The sequence below is a fragment of the Paenibacillus rhizoryzae genome, assembly GCF_059686995.1.
Genome location: NZ_JCAALT010000001.1, coordinates 540895 through 559525 on the forward strand (window position 1 = coordinate 540895; position 18631 = coordinate 559525).

Sequence of the window (18631 nt, forward strand, 5' to 3'; positions counted from 1 at the left end):
CCGCCGGTTTCTTTTTTTGCGGTTAACCTTCCCCTAAGGTTATAGTTTATACTTGGTGCAGGAGGCGGAGGATGAAAATCAACGACTTGGCCAAACAGCTGAATATAACACCGCGGGCGATACGATTATATGAATCGAAGGGTCTGCTTAAACCGGAACGCGGGCAAGAGAACGGCTACCGTTATTATTCCGAAAGCGAAGCGTGGCGACTACAAACGATCTCGTCCTTGCGCGAACTGGGACTTAGCATTGAACAGATCAAAGCACTTATGTTAAGACTGGATCAAGGGGATTCTGTCACCGTTCATCACTATCTTGAATTGCAGCGCATGGCAATGACTTCAAAATGGGTGGAGTGGAAATATGCGATCGGCATGCTCGACGAGCTGATTGCAAGGTGCGAGCAGAAGCAGCAGTTGGACACGGAAGATTTGTTTCAATTAACGGAAGAGCTGAAACTGATTCAGCATAGTCAAGCTACTTGGCTCGATACATGGGTCTTCGATCAGCTGGCGGCTATTTACGATCGATCTGAAGCTATGCTGTCGACAGGAACTGCATTATCTCAAGCTGAATACGAATCGGCGCTGGATTTTATCGTACAGTGGGTATCTCCGAAGTCAGGAGAGCAGGGGCTCGATATCGGAACAGGAACAGGTAATCTAGCGGGTAAGATGCTGATGCTTGGAGCTAATATGTCGGCATTGGATCAATCCAAAGAAATGCTGGCCAAATGCAGGGCAAGATTTCCGGCGATGACCGCTAAACTTGGCAATGCGCTGGCGCTTCCGTTCATGGACAGGCATTTTGCATTTGTTGTGTCGGCTTTTGCGCTGCATCATCTGAATGAAAAACAGCAGCATCTCGCGCTGGATCAAATGGATCGCGTGCTGTCGCCGTGCGGGAGAATTTGTTTGGCTGGGCTCATGTATGATGGTATTTCGAGTCCGAAGCCGGATACCACGAAGCATCCTACGAATCGGCATGAACTGCTCGAGTGGTTCAGAGATCATGACTATATCACCGTATCGCAAGCAATGAATCCATGGATTCATGTCGTTTACGCGGTGCGCAAACATTGACCTTCACCTTGCGTAAACCCTTAAGCTAGCGAGGAAAGACAAATTAGGAGGGAAACGCATGCCAGACCATGATCAAATTTATCAAAGTGAAGCGGAACGCTATGACCAGCTTGTTTCGTTCGAGGATGTAAATCACAATTTGCCGCAAACCATCAAACGAATCGTACCCAATTTGTCCGAAGTGGCCGCGCTCGATATCGGTGCCGGTACAGGCCGATTAACAACGATGCTCGCTCCACTTGTTTCCACCATTACAGCAACTGATGCCTCCGGTGCCATGCTTGAAGTGGCTTCGAGCAAACTGTCAGCTCTTGGACTATCAAACTGGCGTACCGAGGTTGCTAAGCACGATCAGTTACCTCTAGCGGATGATAGTGCCGACCTTGTAACGGCAGGCTGGACCATCTGTTACTCCACTAACAGCGGAGACCGTAGCTGGAGGTCGAATTTGTCCGTGATCATGGCCGAAATCGGCAGAGTCTTGAAACCCGGAGGTACTTTAATCATCTTCGAAAACTTCGGCACGGGCTCTTCGATCCCTAATCCACCGGACTTCTTGACCGATTATTACGCAGCACTCGAAAACGAATACGGCTTCAACCACGAAGCGATCCGCACCGATTATCGATTCGAATCCGTCGCCGACGCCGTTGCGATAACCGATTTCTTCTTCGGCGAATGGCTCAGCACCCAAGTAAAAGCCAACAACAGTCCGCTCGTCGAAGAGTGGACCGGCGTGTGGTGGAAGACGTTTGATTAGTTTTGAGAAAAGAGTAGAGCAGATTAGTTGTGGGATTGGCGTTAATGTTGGTTTGGTTAAATGGTGTTACGCGATTAGCGTTAGTGTACAGTTGAGTTTGTTTGAGGAAGAAGGGAGTCGCTAAAATAGCGACTCCCTTCTTCATTTCAGTGCCGCAGGCAGCCCGCTATTAAGCGCGGGCACCAAGATTGCCAGGCCGCATAGAGGCCTGGCAATCCACCCAAACCAACTTCTCCGCCAGGAAACAGGCGGCCCCAGATTGCCTGGTCGGCGAAGACGACCACTGGCAATCCATCCCCCAGCGCCTAAAGTAAAGCGTGTCCCGAACGGGACGAAAGCGACCCTAGCACGCACCGGATCTAATGCGCCTCTAAGGCGGATCACGTTATGATGGTCCCGTAGGGACACCAGGTGGATAGTAGGCGCTTAAAGTAAAGGCGTGTCCCGAATGGGACGAAAGCGAGGACGAGCACGCATGGAACCCGGGAGCGCTTCTGTGTGGCACAAACGTTATCCCATTCCGGGTGTCCAGAGGGCGGGAGTCCTCGGGGTCCCCCTTTCGAAGGGGGATTTAGGGGGATGCCCTTTTAGTGCAACAAAGTGATGCAATAATGCAAAGATTAAGGTACACTAAATAAATTATAATGGAGTATATAAAAATTTTATTTGAGTTCGATCGGACAAAAGGGAGTGCGAGTAGATGAATTTCACGAAGATGCATGGACTGGGCAATGACTTTATTGTTGTCGAAGGAGAAACGAAATTACCGGATAACGCAGCTGAACTTGCAGAACAGCTTTGCAATCGCTTTTTCGGCATAGGTGCCGACGGACTTGTTTATATTTTACCTTCAGAGAATGCCGATTTCCGGATGCGCATCATGAACTCCGATGGCTCCGAAGCAGAGCAATGCGGCAATGCGATCCGCTGCGTAGCGAAATACGTGTATGATAACGGCTTAACAAATAAAGAAACGCTGACCATTGAAACGCTTGGTGCAGGTGTGCAAGAAGTGCAATTGACAGTCGAGAACGGCAAAGCCGTACTGGTGCGCGTCAACATGGGACAACCGATTCTCGAAGGCTTGAAAGTGCCAACAACCATTGATGCCAATCCGGTCATCAATCAATCGATCGAAGTGGATGGACGCGAGTTCAAATTCACGGCCGTATCGATGGGCAACCCGCACTGTGTGATTTATGTGGACGATGCAGTTAACTTTGATCTTGCTGCATGGGGACCGAAGCTTGAAGTGCATCCAATGTTCCCTCGCAAAATCAACGTGGAGTTCGTAACGGTTCGCTCGAAAGACTTCACGGATATGCGTGTATGGGAACGCGGCGCAGGTCCAACCCTGGCATGCGGAACCGGCGCTTGCGCAACGGTAGTCGCGTCCGTGTTGAACGGGTACACCGATCGCACGGCAACGGTATCGCTGAAAGGCGGAGACCTGTTGATCGAATGGAACGAAGAGAATAACCATGTCTACATGACCGGACCTGCAGCAGAAGTATTCCGCGGAACGGTCTAAGAATCAAAGGATAGTAAGAAGGAGTTTTGAAAATGAAACCGGATTTACGGGAAGCGCTACAAGCGCGCATCTTGACCGGGGACGGCGCGATGGGAACCTATCTCTACGGGATGGGGTTCCCTGTCGGCGTTTCATACGAAGAATTTAATGTATTGCGTCCAGAGGTTATCGCAGATGTGCACCGTCGTTATTATGAAGCGGGAGCACGGGTCATCGAGACGAATACATTCTCGGCGAACCTGGCAAGCCTTTCTCATTATGGATTGGATAATGAAGTTGAAGCGATCAATCGTGCAGGTGTCCGGATTGCAAGAGACGCAGTGGGCAGCGATGCCTATGTTGTCGGCGCTGTCGGTTCGATACGTGCAGGCAAACGCAAGAACATCGCAGCAACCGAGCTGGAGCAGCTGTTTCATCAGCAGATGAGTGCGCTGCTGGATGCAGGTGTTGACGGCATTTTGCTGGAAACGTTCTATGACTTGGAGGAAGCATTGCTGGCGCTTCGTATCGCTCGCAAGCTCTCGGATATTCCGGTCATTTGCCAGTTTGCCGTCGAGAAAGAAGCGGTTACCCAAGACGGACAACCACTTGCTGTCGCGTTCGACAACCTGAAGCAAGAAGGAGCGGACGTGGTCGGCTTCAACTGCAGAAGCGGCCCGAATGGCATCATGCGTGCGATCGATTCAATCGTGGGCGACATCGTATTGCCGCTCTCTGTTTTTCCAAATGCAGGTATTCCGGATTATGTGGACGGCAAATATATGTTCTCGGCGACGCCGGAGTACTTTGCGCAATCGGCTCGTAAATTCGCGGACCGCGGCACTCGGATTATCGGCGGCTGCTGCGGAACAACACCGGAGCATATCGCGGCCATTGCAAAATCGCTGGAAGGGTACACGCCGCAACCGGTTCAGCTGGATGCGCAGCAGCTGCCCGTTCAGCAGGAGCGTATCGTCGTGCATTCGGCGCCGCAACCGGTACGAACAGAAAACAGCCCCAAACAAGCGGAACCAACGATTGTAGATTTGGTAAAAGAGCGCCATACCGTAATCGTGGAGCTTGATCCGCCGAGGGATTTAAACATTCAGAAGTTTATGGATGGTGCGAAAGCGCTGAAGGAAATTAAAGCGGATGCCGTGACCATGGCGGACAATTCATTAGCGGTCACGCGGATGAGCAACATTGCGCTGGCGTCTCTAGTACAGCATCAAGTCGGCATTCGCCCCCTTGTGCACATCGCTTGCCGAGATCGTAACTTGATCGGTACCCAGTCGCATATGATGGGGTTAGATGCACTCGGCATCGACCATGTCCTTGCCGTGACAGGCGACCCGGCTCGTTTCGGCGATTTGCCGGATTCCAGCTCTGTATATGATCTGACATCATTCGAAATGATCCGCATGATCAAGCAGTTGAATGAGGGCGTTGCATTCTCGGGCAAACCGCTTAAGCAGAAAGCAAACTTTATTACAGGCACCGCTTTTAATCCGAATGTCAAATATTTGGACAAGGCGATTGCGCGTCTGGAGAAGAAGATAGATTCCGGCGCAGATTACATCATGACGCAGCCGGTATATGATAAAGAACTGATCGTACGCATTGCGGAAGCAACGAAGCATTTGTCGGTTCCGATCTTCATCGGCATCATGCCGCTTGCAAGCGGGCGTAACGCCGAATATTTGCACAATGAAGTACCGGGAATTCAGCTGTCGGATGACGTTCGCAAACGGATGGCCGGTTTGGAAGGCGAAGAAGGACGTGCGGAAGGCGTTCGAATCGCGGAGGAATTACTGGATACAGCATTGGAATACTTCAAGGGCATTTATCTGATCACACCGTTTATGTTCTATGAAATGACGGTGCAGCTGACAGATTATGTTTGGCGAAAAACGAATGGAAAAACGGGTTAATCCCGTTTTTCTCCATATTTCAGACCGGATCCCGACCAAGCTCGTCCGGCACTGAATATTCTGAAAGAAGAAACGTACTGCATCGTTTATGAACGGCGCCGGCTGTTTCTTCTTGTGTTTATGCAATAATACTTGTTCGTATTGTAAAAATGAATTAGAATAGTCAATGGATGCACTTGCCATGCCGCTTCGGATGCGATAGAATAGGGGACCTGACTATCGGTACACATCTTGTAAGCAATCGGCTGGCCGAACGTATGCTCCGGACATTTTTCGTCAAGAATAATGCAATATTCTGTCATCAATCATGAAGGTTCCGGCAGAAGATTCGACTCCATCATTCTTGCGCTTATCTATACATCGTGTTCAATTGCATGATCATGCACGGGAGATACCGGAGGGGAACAGAAATGGCCATTAAGCTCATTAATATCGGTTTCGGAAATATCGTTTCCGCCAATCGAATCATCTCGATTGTAAGCCCGGAATCGGCACCGATTAAACGGATTATCCAAGAAGCACGCGACCGTCATATGCTTATTGATGCAACATATGGACGCCGCACACGCGCTGTTATTATTACGGACAGCGATCACGTTATTCTTTCGGCCGTACAACCGGAGACGGTTGCGCATCGGCTGTCGACTAAGGATGACGATCACGACGAATAGTGACGGGGAGTATTATGAACAGAGGATTGTTAATCGTATTATCCGGCCCATCGGGCGTAGGCAAGGGAACGGTTTGTTCCGAACTTCGGCATAAGCAGGGTGACCTCATTTATTCCGTATCGGCAACCACACGCTCACCTCGTCAAGGTGAGATCGACGGCATTAATTATTTTTTTAAATCAAGAGAACAGTTTCAAGATATGATCGCGAAGGATGCGCTTCTGGAGTATGCGGAATATGTCGGTAATTACTACGGCACGCCGCGTGATTTTGTTGAGCGTACACTTGCTTCGGGCAAAGATATCATTCTTGAAATTGAAGTGCAAGGCGCGTTAAAAGTCAAAGAGAAGTTTCCACAGGGTGTCTTTATTTTCTTGGTGCCGCCTTCTCTTGATGTGCTCAAACAGCGCATTACCGGACGCGGAACAGAGAATGCCGATATTATTGACCATCGCATGACCGTAGCGGTGGAAGAAATGAATCTTATTCATTATTACGATTATGCAGTCGTGAATGATCAGATTGACGCTGCGTGTCATCGCATACAGAGCATCATCGTAGCAGAGCATTGCCGTCGTGACCGATTTATCGCAGAGCTTGAGGAAGTGAAAGAAGCTTCCGAGAAAGCCTAGCATGAGTGAGGTGAAGGAACGTTGTTATATCCATCGATTGATGAAATGATGAAGAAGGTCGACAGCAAGTATTCCTTGGTTGTCGCAGCATCGCGTCGTGCAAGAATGCTTCGTGACGGAAGCAAAACAGAAATTCGTTCCCCAAGATCCCACAAGTACGTCGGGATTGCCCTTGAAGAAATCTACCAAGACATTCTTGTAGTAGAGAGTACGCTAAACAAGAAGGACTAAGAAATTCATGAAGCACAACGATAACAACCCTAGCGGTTGTTATTTTTTTAACATTTTAGGATTTATCCATTCATGATGCTACAGCGTAAGAGGAGTGATCATAGGTGCTGAAAGGAAAAACAATTGTACTTGGCATCTCCGGCGGAATCGCAGCTTATAAAGCGGCGACCGTGTGCAGCCGATTGGTGCAGGCAGGTGCCAACGTACGTGTCATCATGACGGAATCGGCAACGAAGTTCATTGCGCCGCTTACGTTGCAAACCCTGTCGCGTCATACCGTATACACCGACACGTTTGACGAATTCGATCCATCGGTTGTAGCGCATATCAATGTGGCGGACAGTGCGGATTTGGTCGTGATTGCACCGGCAACAGCCAACATTTTAGCGAAAATGGCACATGGCATCGGTGACGACATGCTGAGTACGACGCTTCTGGCAACGACGGCGCCGATCCTAATCGCGCCTGCTATGAACGTCCATATGTATGATCATCCTGCTGTCGCGCATAACATGGCACTGCTCGCGGAACGCGGAGCGCGCTTCGTAGAGCCGGGAACCGGATTACTCGCCTGCGGATATGTCGGCAAAGGTCGTCTGGCAGAGCCGGAAGAAATCGTGCAGGCTGTGAAGCAATGGTTCGAACAGAGCCAAGATTTAGCGGGTAAGAACGTAATCGTTACAGCAGGCGGAACCGTGGAACGACTGGATCCGGTACGCTTCCTGACCAATGATTCATCCGGCAAAATGGGCTTTGCCCTTGCAGAAGCAGCAGCGAATCGCGGGGCGAACGTTACACTTATTGCAGCTCGTACGAGCGTGGAGCCGATACAAGGCGTGCACATCGTGCATGTTGAATCAGCGGAGCACATGCTGCAAGCCGTGCTCGAGCGTTATGATACGGCAGATTTGGTGATCAAAGCAGCGGCAGTCGCGGATTATCGGCCGGTTGTACGATCAAACCGCAAAATAAAGAAAAAAGAAGAGAAGCTCGTCATCGAGCTTGAGCGGACGACGGACATCCTTAAGACGCTGGGCGAAAAGAAGAAACATCAATTCCTAGTTGGTTTCGCTGCTGAAACCGATCAAGTAGCGCAGTATGCGATGGACAAACTGGTTCGCAAGCATTGCGACCTCATCGTCGCAAATGATGTATCGCAAGAAGGCGCAGGCTTTAACGTCGATACGAATATTGTGCAGCTGTTCGGTGAGGAAGGGCTTGTGGAAGCGATGCCGATGCTTCGCAAACGGGAAGTTGCGGACCGCTTAATGACTATCATTACACAGCGGATGCAAACCAAGGCAGCAGCGGCCAAGGGGGCCGCTGAATGATTGCCAAAGTCATCGTAGATGTGCCGAGCCGTGCGACGGATCGGCCTTTTGACTATACCATTCCCGCCGGTCTGCTTGGCTGGGTAGAGGTTGGCAGTCGAGTAGGCGTTCCATTCGGGGGCCGTGTATTACAGGGATTCGTCATTGGGCTCGCTGATTACGCGGATGTTGACATGAACAAACTGAAGCCGATTGCTGAGCTTTTAGATCATATACCGCCACTATCGCCCGACTTAGTCGAACTGGCCCAATGGATCAGCGAGAAATATTTCTGCGCGCTTACCACTGCACTTCAAGTGATGATTCCTGCCGCGCTCAAAGGGAAAGCCGACTCTGTCGTGACGATCTCAGAGGAAGAACAGGAGATTTCTTGGCTTCAGGCAGGTGCTGGGGAAGCGCCATGGCTTGCGTTTATTCGTGCTAGCGGAGGTCCGGTTCGAATGGCCGCCTTACAGGAACGTTTTCCGGATGAAGCTGCTGCAATCAAGCAGGCTGTTAAGCTGGGGATTTTGACGGAGCAAGTTACGATAAAGGACCGGCTGTCCGTTCGTAAAGTGTTGACGATCTATCCGCCGGATAATGAGGCTTTGGCCCAAGAAGCGTTATTGAATTACTCAGCACGCGCTGCCAAACAGCAAGAAGTGCTTCGCTACATGCTGGAAAACCGCGAACCGATTACAATGACTGCGCTTGTTGAGACATTGTCAACGACATCCAGCACAATTCGCGCCGTTGCAGATAAGGGTTTTATTACACTCCGTGAAGTTGAACAGCAGCGTGATCCATACGCAGGACGTCATTTCAAACGTACAGAGCCGCTTCCGTTAACGGAAGGCCAGCAGGCTGTCTATGAAGAAATCGCGGAAGCCTTGGATGCGGAGGCGTCTCGCGTATTTTTGCTCCATGGTGTCACAGGCAGTGGCAAAACGGAAGTGTACTTGCAAACAATCGAGCGCTGCTTACAGTACGAGCGGCAGGCGATCGTCCTCGTTCCGGAGATTGCTCTCACGCCGCAGATGGTTGAGCGATTCAAAGGGCGTTTCGGCGATTCCGTAGCCGTCTTACATAGTCGGCTATCTAACGGTGAGCGTTACGATGAATGGCGGAAAATTCGCGAAGGCCGCGCGCAGGTTGCAGTCGGGGCAAGATCCGCTGTATTCGCCCCATTCCGGCGTGTAGGCTTAATTATCATTGACGAAGAACATGAGTCTTCCTACAAACAAGAGGAAAGTCCGAAATATCATGCCCGGGATGTTGCTGTTAGACGTGCCAGGCAGCATGGCGCTGCGGTTGTTCTGGGTTCAGCGACACCTTCTCTCGAAAGCTACGCTGCTGCTTCACGCATACTTACCTCCACTTCGGTTTCATCTGATTCAGGAGCAAACGCGTCAGGCGGGGCAGCCCTTCTTCCCATGCCTCACCGGGTCGGCAATCGTCCGATGCCCAAGGTCCATCTGATCGATATGCGCGATGAGCTCAAAGAAGGCAATCGCTCCATGTTCAGTCGCCAGCTCCACGCGGCGCTGCTGGATCGCTTGGAGAAAGGCGAGCAGTCGGTGCTGCTGCTGAACCGAAGAGGTTATTCGACCTTCGTGATGTGCCGCTCATGCGGATATACGGCGCAATGCCCGCACTGCGATATTTCGCTGACCTTTCATCAGAAGTCGCGCGTTATGCGTTGCCATTACTGCGGCCATGCCGAGCAGGCACCTGAGAAATGCCCGACTTGCGAAAGCGAGCATATTCGATTCTTCGGTACAGGTACGCAGCGGGTTGAAGAAGAACTGGCCAAGCTGTTTCCCGGTATTCGTGTCATTCGGATGGATGTGGATACGACGACCGAGAAAGGCTCGCACGAGAAATGGCTGACCATGTTCGGCGAGCGCAAAGCAGATGTGCTGCTCGGCACGCAAATGGTGGCGAAAGGGCTTGATTTTCCATACGTTACTTTAGTAGGCGTCATTGCCGCAGATACGTCGCTGCATTTGCCTGATTTCCGCGCAGCGGAGAAGACGTTCCAGTTGCTTACACAGGTTGCGGGCCGCGCTGGGCGGCATGAGCTGCTAGGTGAAGTTATCGTGCAAACCTACAATCCGGAACATTATGCGATCGTTTCGGCGCAGCATCATGATTATTCGGCATTCGTGCAGGAGGAGCTGAAGCATCGTCGCTTCATGTCGTATCCGCCATTTTGCAGGCTGATTGTAGTGACCTTATCGGATGAACAGCTGACGCTTCTTATTACGGCAGGCGATAAGCTCGCATCCACGCTTCGACAGCTAGCCTATGAATCCGGTGTGAAAGGCTGGATCGATAGTGATGGCAGCCGATTTATCGATATTTTGGGTCCGGTTGCGTCTCCTATTCCGCGTATGAAAGATCGCTATCGTTTTCAATGTATGATAAAATATCGTGGAAACGTTGGGGCCATCGACCTGTTGAAGCAGGCGATCAGCATGATTTCGGGACCGCAGGGTCAACCGCCTGTGCAGATCAGCGTTGACGTAGATCCGCAAGTGATATTATAAGTTTAAATTTTTATTATAGGAGGTCAAATGATGGCTATTCGACTGATTGTTCAAGATCCGGATCCGGTTTTGCGCGAGCGCGCGGCAGAGGTAACGAAATTTAATGCTAATTTGCATAAATTACTTCGCGATATGGCGGAGACGATGTACGATGCGGACGGAGTGGGTCTGGCTGCACCGCAGGTAGGCATCTCCAAACGCGTCATCGTCGTCGATGTTGGCGATGATCATGGTTTGATTGAAATGGTAAACCCGGAGATTATCGAGGCTGAAGGCGAACAGCTTGGACCTGAGGGCTGCCTCAGTATTGCCAAAATCAGCGGTGATGTTAACCGTGCACAACGCATTAAACTAAGAGGGCAGGACCGTAACGGCGTAACGTTTGAGATGGAAGCGACTGATTTTTTGGCGCGCGCTTTTCAGCATGAAGTCGACCATTTAAATGGCGTATTGTTTACGGATATTGCGGTTTCGATCTACGATACGGCTAGCCGTCCTCCCCGAAATGAGAGTGAATAAATGCGAATCGTATTTATGGGAACGCCAGAGTTTGCCGTTCCATCATTGGAAGCCATAATTGCCGCAGGACATACCGTTGAGCTGGTGGTCACACAGCCTGATCGCCCGAAAGGTCGCAAAAAAACGTTGACGCCGCCTCCGGTTAAGGAAGCGGCTCTTCTTCGCGGACTGCCTGTTGCTCAGCCGGAACGGCTGCGTGGATCCGATACTGTGAAGCAGATTGCCGACCTTCAGCCGGACCTGATTGTCACTGCGGCATACGGACAGATCCTGCCGAAAGCGGTGCTGGACGTTCCGCGTCTGGGCTGTATCAATGTTCACGGCTCCTTGCTTCCGCGTTATCGCGGCGGCGCGCCCATCCAGCGCTCCATTATCAATGGTGAGAGCATGACCGGCGTTACGATCATGTACATGGCTGAAGGATTGGATACGGGCGATATGGTCAGCGTTGTCGAGGTACCGATTGCGGAGGAGGATACTTCCGGTACGCTGTTTGAGAAGCTTACTGTGGCCGGTGCTAAGCTGCTTGCAGAAACATTGCCTGCCATTGAAGCCGGAACAGCGAATCGGATCGTGCAAAATCACGAAGAAGCTACATACGCACCAAACCTGTCCCGCGAAGATGAACGGATCGACTGGAGCCGCAAAGCGAGTCAAATTTATAACCAGGTTCGCGGACTTTCCCCGATGGCGGGCGGTTTTACGATCTGGAATGGCGAGCCGTTCAAAGTGTGGGGCTGCCACGCCGTCGATCGCAGCAATGACAAAGCCTTGCCTGGCACGGTAACGAACCTGTCCGATGACGGAATTCTTGTACAAACAGGTGAGGGTTCGCTGCTATTGACGAATATTCAACCTGCAGGGAAGAAAGCGATGGATGCCGTGGAATGGCTGAAAGGGGCCAGACTTGAAGTGGGCACATTGTTCGGCGGTGGTGAAGCATGAGCGGAGGACCGAACAATCGCGGTAAAGGGTCAGGAGGCGTTGCAACCGGGCAAGGTCGCAGCGGCAAGAAACCAAACGGCGCAGTAAAAGGTGCGAAACAACAACAGCAGAAGCAGCCGCCAAGACGTAAAACAGCGCGCGAAGTTGCGTTGGATACGCTTGTGAAGGTGGCAGAAGCCGGAGCGTACAGCAACTTGCAATTAAACCGTGCGCTGCAGGATGCACAGCTATCGCGGCAAGATGCCGGTCTGGCAACTGAGCTGGTGTACGGCACGATCCAGCATCAGCGTCTGCTGGATGACAGGCTGAACATGCTCGTCACGAAAGGCTTTAACAAGCTGACGCCTTGGGTCCTCGTGCTGCTTCGCATGAGTGCGTATCAATTGCTGCTGCTTGATCGCATACCGGCGCATGCTGCCGTGAATGAAGCCGTCTCGATTGCCAAAAGACGCGGCCACAGCGGGATATCCGGCATGGTTAACGGTGTGCTGCGTAATTTGGAGCGCAGCTTGTCTGAACTGAAAGAGCCGATTGAGAATGCGAATCCGGTCAAGCGGATCGGCATCACGCATTCATATCCGGATTGGCTCGTCAAGCGCTGGATCGATAGCTACGGCGAGGCTGTAGCGGAGGAAATTTGCGCATCCGGCAATGAGCCTCCGCACAGCAGCCTGCGCGTGAATCCGCTGCGCTTATCTCGCGAGAAAGCCATTGGCCTCCTTACGGACAATGGGTTAGACGCAACTGCATCGAAGCTTGCCGATGCAGCCATCATCGTTAATGGAGGCGGGAACCTTGCTCAGTCAGAAGGGTATCAGTCCGGACTCTGGACACTCCAAGATGAGAGCTCCATGCTTGTTGCGGAAGTGTGCGCGCCGGCGCCCGGTATGAAAGTGCTGGATTGCTGCGCAGCTCCCGGGGGCAAGACGACGCATCTGGCCGAGCTGATGGAGGATCGCGGGCAAGTGTACGCGAACGACGTCCATCCGCACAAGAAACAGCTAATCGAAGAACAAGCCGCGCGTCTTGGTTTAAACGCCGTTGAAGCGATAACCGGAGATGCGCTCGAGCTGGCTTCGCGCTTCGAGCCGCAGAGCTTTGATCTGGTGCTGCTCGATGCGCCATGCTCCGGTTTCGGAGTGATCAGACGCAAGCCGGAGATCAAATGGACGAAGAGCGAAGCTGATGTTCACGCGATTGCTGCTTTGCAGACCGATCTGCTTCAAGTGGCCGCGAAGCTCGTAAAGCCGGGCGGTACGCTCGTATACAGTACGTGTACGATCGAACGGGAAGAGAATGAAGGGCAAATCGAGAAGTTTCTGGCGAGTCAGCCTGACTACAAGCTTGATGCCAATTGGTCCTCGCATATTCTGCGGCCGCTTAAAGAAGGCCAAGTTATCGATGAGAACTTCAAAGGGATGGTTCAGCTGCTGCCGCAGCAGTTTGGAAGCGACGGGTTCTTTATTGCCCGGTTGAAACGAGTTAACTAACCAGCTGCACAGCATGCAAACGCCCATGACAGCATCAAGTGGCCTGTTATGGGCGTTTGTGGTAAAATAATCAGGGGCACTCTTATCAAGAGGGCTCAGAACATATTTTGATAAAAGAAACAGGTGTAAAAACGATGAAACCGTTCATCTACGACTATACGTTAGATCAACTGCAAGATTGGATGAAAGAGAATGGCGAGCCTGCTTTCCGGGGAACTCAGCTGTTCGAGTGGCTTTATGTGAAACGCGTGAAGAGCTTTGAAGAGATGAGCAATCTCTCGAAGGGTCTTCGGCAGAAGCTGGAAGAACATTTTGCGTTCGTTACGCTAACTGAAATTACGAAATTCGAGTCGAAGGACGGTACGGTGAAGTTCCTCTTCGGCCTGCATGACAATCATGCAATCGAAACGGTTATTATGCGTCACAACTATGGCAACAGCATCTGCGTGACGACGCAAGTCGGCTGCCGGATCGGCTGCACATTCTGCGCATCGACGCTTGGCGGTCTGAAACGCAACCTTACTGCCGGCGAAATCGTCGCGCAGGTTGTGGTGGCGCAGCAAATGCTTGATGCAACGAAAGAGCGCGTATCGAGTATCGTAATCATGGGTTCAGGCGAGCCGTTCGAGAACTATGATGCGACAATGACGTTCCTTCGTAATATGATCCATGAGAAAGGGCTGAATATCGGCCAGCGTCACATTACGGTTTCGACAAGCGGCATCGTGCCAAGCATGTACAAATTCGCCGAAGAGAACACACAGATCAATCTGGCGATATCCATTCATGCGCCTAACGACAAGCTCCGTTCGAAATTGATGCCGGTTAACCGCCGCTTCCCGTTCGAGGAAGTAATGGAAGCTTGCCGCAACTACATTGCCAAGACAGGACGCCGGATCACGTTTGAGTATGCCTTGATCGGCAGCGTGAATGATCAAAGCGAGCACGCTCAAGAGCTGGCTGACGTACTGAAAGGCATGCTATGCCACGTGAATTTGATTCCGGTCAATCACGTGCCGGAGCGCGATTATGTGCGAACCCCGCGCGAGCAGATTTTCGAGTTCCACCGCATTCTAGAGAAGAACAATATCAATGCCACCATCCGCAGAGAACAAGGTCATGACATTGCAGCAGCTTGCGGACAACTACGTGCTAAACATATGGAGTCTACGGCGGGGTGATGAGTTGTGAAAATCGCTTATCGGAGCGATGTTGGGCGTATTCGATCCATTAATGAAGACACAGCTTGGTCGGACTCTTACGAGTTCGGCCTGACTGTGGCGATAGTTGCCGATGGTATGGGCGGTCACAAGGCAGGTGAAGTGGCAAGCCAACTAGCGGTAGACACCTTTCGGGAAGCGCTGGAGGATGTTGCTGCTGGGCTGTCCTTGGAAGAGCGTAAGCTGCTTATGAGGCAGGCTATTCTGCAAGCGAACGAAGTTATTTTTGACATGTCGTCCAACAACGAACAATTTCATAATATGGGAACGACCATAGTTGCCGCACTTATACAAGACGATAACGGAGTCATCGGTCACATCGGCGATAGCCGGGTTTATAAATGGAGAGAAGGCGTCATGACTCAGCTTACTGAGGATCATACGCTTGTTCAAGAGTTGGTTAAATCGGGTCAGATTACGCCGGAAGAAGCGGCGGTCCATCCGAGAAGAAATGTAATTACGCGTGCACTCGGCACGGATGAAGAGGTTGAAGTCGATATCATTTGCACTTCCTGGCGAGCCGGTGATTTGCTTATGTTATGCAGCGATGGTCTGACGACTATGGCTAGTACTTCAGCAATCGTGGAGACTTTAGGGCAGGATGATCTTACGTTGGATCAAAAGGCAGATCAACTCGTACAGCTGGCACTTGATGCCGGCGGAGACGACAATATTACAGTAGTGCTGCTGCATCATGCCGAAGACACAGAGCTCGAGGGGTGATCGACATGATAGGACATGAACTAGGCGGAAGATATGAAATTATTACACGCATCGGCGGAGGCGGCATGGCGCTTGTATACAAAGCCCATGATATTTTGCTCAATCGTAATGTAGCGGTTAAAGTGCTGCGTCAGCAGTTCGTACACGATGAGGAGTTTATTCGCCGTTTCAGACGTGAGGCGCAATCGGCAGCCTCTCTTTCGCATTCCAATGTCGTCAGTATTTATGATGTTGGACAAGAGGACGATACGCATTACATCGTAATGGAATATGTCGAAGGCAACAATTTAAACGAAATCATTAAAGAGCGTGCACCGTTGCAAACGGAGGAAGCGGTTCGAATTGCGATTCAAATTTGCGACGCGCTTGAGCATGCACATTATAATCAAATCATTCATCGTGACATCAAACCACATAATATACTCATCGGCAAGAACGGCCGCGTGAAAGTAACCGATTTCGGCATTGCACGCGCGGTTACCTCTTCGACGATTACCCAAACAGGTTCTGTGGTGGGTTCCGTTCATTATTTCTCACCTGAACATGCGAAGGGCGTCGTAACCGGCGAGAAATCCGACTTGTATTCGCTTGGCATCGTGCTTTACCAGATGGTGACGGGGAAGCTGCCTTTCTTAGGGGAGAGCCCAATCAGCGTAGCACTGAAGCATTTGCAAGAAACATTCGCCGAGCCAAGAACGCTTAATCCGTACATACCGCAAAGTGTGGAGAATGTCATTTTGCGTGCGATGCGGAAGAATCCGGCTGAACGTTATGCATCCGCCAAGGAAATGCTCAGCGATCTGGAAACCTGCTTGCAGCCGGAGCGATTGAAGGAACCGAAGATCACATTCGCCAATTCTGATTTTGATGAGACACGTGTTATGCCAGCGATTCGCGGCAGCATCGTCGATAAGATGACCGACACGATTTCGAATGTGAAAACCGAGCAGTCCGGCACATCGGAGAAAGTGAAAATCTCATCCGAGCAGCCGCCCGATCAAGATCGCTGGAATTCAAATGGTCTTGAAGAGGAGCCGCGCAAGCGCAGATGGGTCAAGCCTGTCGTGACCGTTGCTTCAACGTTGATTATTATTGCTCTTGTCTATTGGGGAGCCATGACCGTTCTAAGCTGGTTTGATATCGAAGAGGTCGATGTACCGTATGTGGTCAATAAGACAGAAACGGAAGCTCGCACCATGCTGGAGAATGCAGGCCTTAAAGTGGAAGAGCCCTCGATTTATACCGATAAAGAAGGGGTTCCCAAGGACGTCGTTTATGAGCAATCCAAGCCAAATCAACGGGTGAAGGTAGGTTCATTCATTAAGCTGTACGTCAGTAAAGGGCCTAAGCTCGCGACAGCCAGCAACTATGCCGGCAAGTCCTATGAGGATACGGTGGCAGCGCTGGTTGCTCTGGGCGTAGCCCAAGACAATATTACGAAGGATGAAACCTTCAGCGATGAGACGCCCGGTACCGTATTGGAGCAGTCTCCTGAGGCCGGAGCTGAATTTGATCCGAAGACAGTGAAATTCAATTTCACGGTCAGCCAAGGGAAAGAAACCTTCCCGATGCCGAATCTGATTAATAAGACGGAGAAAGAGGCCATTTCGATCTTGAAGTCCAAGGGCCTCAAAATTAACGAAGCGGATATCGTTCGCGAGCCTAGCTATAAGGAAAAAGGAACCGTAATTGCACAGTATCCTTTTGATCCCGAGGCTCCGGTTTCCGAAGGAGCGCCGATTACGATCACTGTAAGCTCCGGCTTACCGGAAGAAGCCATTGAATACACGTTCAATATCGTGATATCGCCTGCAGTAGCTGGCAAAACAAGCGAAATCCGCATTACGTATACGGATGCCCGCGGTGAGAATATTGAGTGGGGCAAACGGAAAATTAAAGATACACAGTCCTTCCCGGTTAAGGTCGTGCTTGATCCAAACACGGAAGCGATGGTTACGATTTATCGAGACAATCAATTTACCGACACCTTCTCCAAAACGTATGAAGATGTAAAATCAGGTGAAACCGGAGCGCCGGAAACGGTCCCGGGCACCGAAACGCCGCCGGCAGATCAGCCGGCGCAAACTGAGGAGAATCCAACTGATGGCAATACGACCACAAACGAGACCGACCAATAACAAGACCGATTTAACAGGAAGGATCGTTAAAGCATTGAGCGGCTATTATTATGTAAGGCCGCTCGATGCTTCCTCCGATGTGGAGCCGATCCAATGCAGAGCCCGCGGCATCTTCAAGAAACGCGGCGAATCCCCGCTCGTCGGCGACGTCGTTGAATACGAAGAGACGGAGAACGGCGAAGGAGCCGTAAACCGTATCTTACCGCGCAGTTCGGAGCTGATTCGCCCGCCTGTTGTGAATATTGATCTTGCTGTTCTGGTTTTCTCGGTCACAGAGCCGGCGCTGAACTTGCAGCTTTTGGATAAGTTTTTAGTTCATATCGAGCATGCGGGCATCCAAGCAGTACTTTGCCTTAGCAAGCAGGATCTCGCTGAAGATGGCGAGGATTCCGAAGAAGCGCGAACTGCCATGAACGATGTGCTTCGCATTTATCAACCGATCGGCTATGAGGTGCTTGTGACGAGCTCAAGGCAAGGCGATGGAACTCCGGCACTGGCAGAGCGCCTACAAGGCCATTTGGCGGTGTTCGCCGGCCAATCCGGCGTAGGGAAGTCCTCGCTGCTCAACGCGCTCGTACCGGGCCTCACGCTCGAGACAAACGCAATCAGTAACCGACTTGGCCGCGGTAAGCATACGACCCGGCATGTCGAGCTTGTTGATATTGGCGGGGGTTATGTTGCAGATACACCTGGCTTTAGTCAGTTGGATTTTGCCGAGCTGGGAATTGAAGAATTAGGCACTTGTTTCAGAGAAATGCGAGAGCTTTCTTCCGGATGTAAATTCCGTGGCTGTACACATATTCATGAACCGGAGTGCGCGGTGCTGGAAGCGCTGGGACGCGGAGAAATTGCGCCTAGCCGCCATAGCAACTACGTGCTGTTCATGGAGGAAATGAAAGAGAAAAAGCGGAGGTACTGAA

Annotated in this window: 16 protein-coding genes; all 16 read left to right on the forward strand. The window is 51.2% G+C overall.

Annotated elements, in window-relative coordinates; genetic code table 11:
* Nucleotides 1-71: 71 nt before the first annotated feature.
* Entirely contained in the window at nucleotides 72-1082 is a 1011-nt protein-coding gene (locus tag AC6ESO_RS02390) for a MerR family transcriptional regulator (RefSeq protein ID WP_497089994.1), read from the forward strand.
* Nucleotides 1083-1140: 58 nt separating this feature from the next.
* Nucleotides 1141-1842: a class I SAM-dependent methyltransferase gene (locus AC6ESO_RS02395; RefSeq protein WP_497089995.1), complete on the forward strand. Its 702-nt coding sequence runs from the start codon at nucleotides 1141-1143 to the stop codon at nucleotides 1840-1842.
* Nucleotides 1843-2542: 700 nt separating this feature from the next.
* A complete protein-coding gene (gene dapF / locus AC6ESO_RS02400) occupies nucleotides 2543-3373 on the forward strand; it encodes a diaminopimelate epimerase (protein ID WP_497089996.1) in 831 nt (276 codons plus the stop codon).
* 32 nt (nucleotides 3374-3405) lie between these two features.
* Entirely contained in the window at nucleotides 3406-5283 is a 1878-nt protein-coding gene (locus tag AC6ESO_RS02405) for a bifunctional homocysteine S-methyltransferase/methylenetetrahydrofolate reductase (protein WP_497089997.1), read from the forward strand.
* 410 nt (nucleotides 5284-5693) lie between these two features.
* Nucleotides 5694-5954, forward strand: coding sequence for an extracellular matrix/biofilm regulator RemA (gene remA, locus AC6ESO_RS02410; RefSeq protein ID WP_020615370.1), 261 nt, complete (start codon nucleotides 5694-5696; stop codon nucleotides 5952-5954).
* A 14-nt stretch (nucleotides 5955-5968) separates the two neighbouring features.
* Nucleotides 5969-6586 carry a guanylate kinase gene (gene gmk, locus AC6ESO_RS02415; protein WP_494817193.1) on the forward strand — a complete coding sequence of 206 codons (618 nt, stop codon included), beginning with the start codon at nucleotides 5969-5971 and terminating at the stop codon, nucleotides 6584-6586.
* Between the two features lie 21 nt (nucleotides 6587-6607).
* Nucleotides 6608-6817 carry a DNA-directed RNA polymerase subunit omega gene (rpoZ, locus tag AC6ESO_RS02420; protein WP_090978245.1) on the forward strand — a complete coding sequence of 70 codons (210 nt, stop codon included), beginning with the start codon at nucleotides 6608-6610 and terminating at the stop codon, nucleotides 6815-6817.
* Nucleotides 6818-6921: 104 nt separating this feature from the next.
* Nucleotides 6922-8148 (forward strand): bifunctional phosphopantothenoylcysteine decarboxylase/phosphopantothenate--cysteine ligase CoaBC, encoded by a 1227-nt coding sequence (gene coaBC, locus AC6ESO_RS02425; RefSeq protein ID WP_497089998.1) that lies wholly within the window; start codon nucleotides 6922-6924, stop codon nucleotides 8146-8148.
* On the forward strand, nucleotides 8145-10676 hold the full coding sequence (priA, locus tag AC6ESO_RS02430; RefSeq protein WP_497089999.1) for a primosomal protein N': 2532 nt from the start codon (nucleotides 8145-8147) through the stop codon (nucleotides 10674-10676). The genes coaBC and priA overlap by 4 nt, the downstream gene beginning before the upstream one ends.
* A 30-nt stretch (nucleotides 10677-10706) precedes the next feature.
* Nucleotides 10707-11195 carry a peptide deformylase gene (gene def / locus AC6ESO_RS02435; protein ID WP_494817196.1) on the forward strand — a complete coding sequence of 163 codons (489 nt, stop codon included), beginning with the start codon at nucleotides 10707-10709 and terminating at the stop codon, nucleotides 11193-11195.
* Nucleotides 11196-12140, forward strand: a complete 945-nt coding sequence (gene fmt / locus AC6ESO_RS02440; RefSeq protein ID WP_497090000.1) for a methionyl-tRNA formyltransferase — start codon at nucleotides 11196-11198, stop codon at nucleotides 12138-12140.
* On the forward strand, nucleotides 12137-13630 hold the full coding sequence (gene rsmB / locus AC6ESO_RS02445) for a 16S rRNA (cytosine(967)-C(5))-methyltransferase RsmB (protein ID WP_497090001.1): 1494 nt from the start codon (nucleotides 12137-12139) through the stop codon (nucleotides 13628-13630). Before fmt ends, rsmB begins: the two co-directional genes overlap by 4 nt.
* 134 nt (nucleotides 13631-13764) lie before the next feature.
* Entirely contained in the window at nucleotides 13765-14811 is a 1047-nt protein-coding gene (gene rlmN / locus AC6ESO_RS02450) for a dual-specificity RNA methyltransferase RlmN (protein WP_497090002.1), read from the forward strand.
* Between the two features lie 6 nt (nucleotides 14812-14817).
* A complete protein-coding gene (locus tag AC6ESO_RS02455) occupies nucleotides 14818-15573 on the forward strand; it encodes a Stp1/IreP family PP2C-type Ser/Thr phosphatase (RefSeq protein WP_497090003.1) in 756 nt (251 codons plus the stop codon).
* A gap of 5 nt (nucleotides 15574-15578) precedes the next feature.
* Nucleotides 15579-17711, forward strand: coding sequence for a Stk1 family PASTA domain-containing Ser/Thr kinase (pknB, locus tag AC6ESO_RS02460; protein ID WP_497090004.1), 2133 nt, complete (start codon nucleotides 15579-15581; stop codon nucleotides 17709-17711).
* Nucleotides 17677-18630: a ribosome small subunit-dependent GTPase A gene (gene rsgA / locus AC6ESO_RS02465; protein ID WP_497090005.1), complete on the forward strand. Its 954-nt coding sequence runs from the start codon at nucleotides 17677-17679 to the stop codon at nucleotides 18628-18630. The genes pknB and rsgA overlap by 35 nt, the downstream gene beginning before the upstream one ends.
* Nucleotide 18631: the final 1 nt, after the last annotated feature.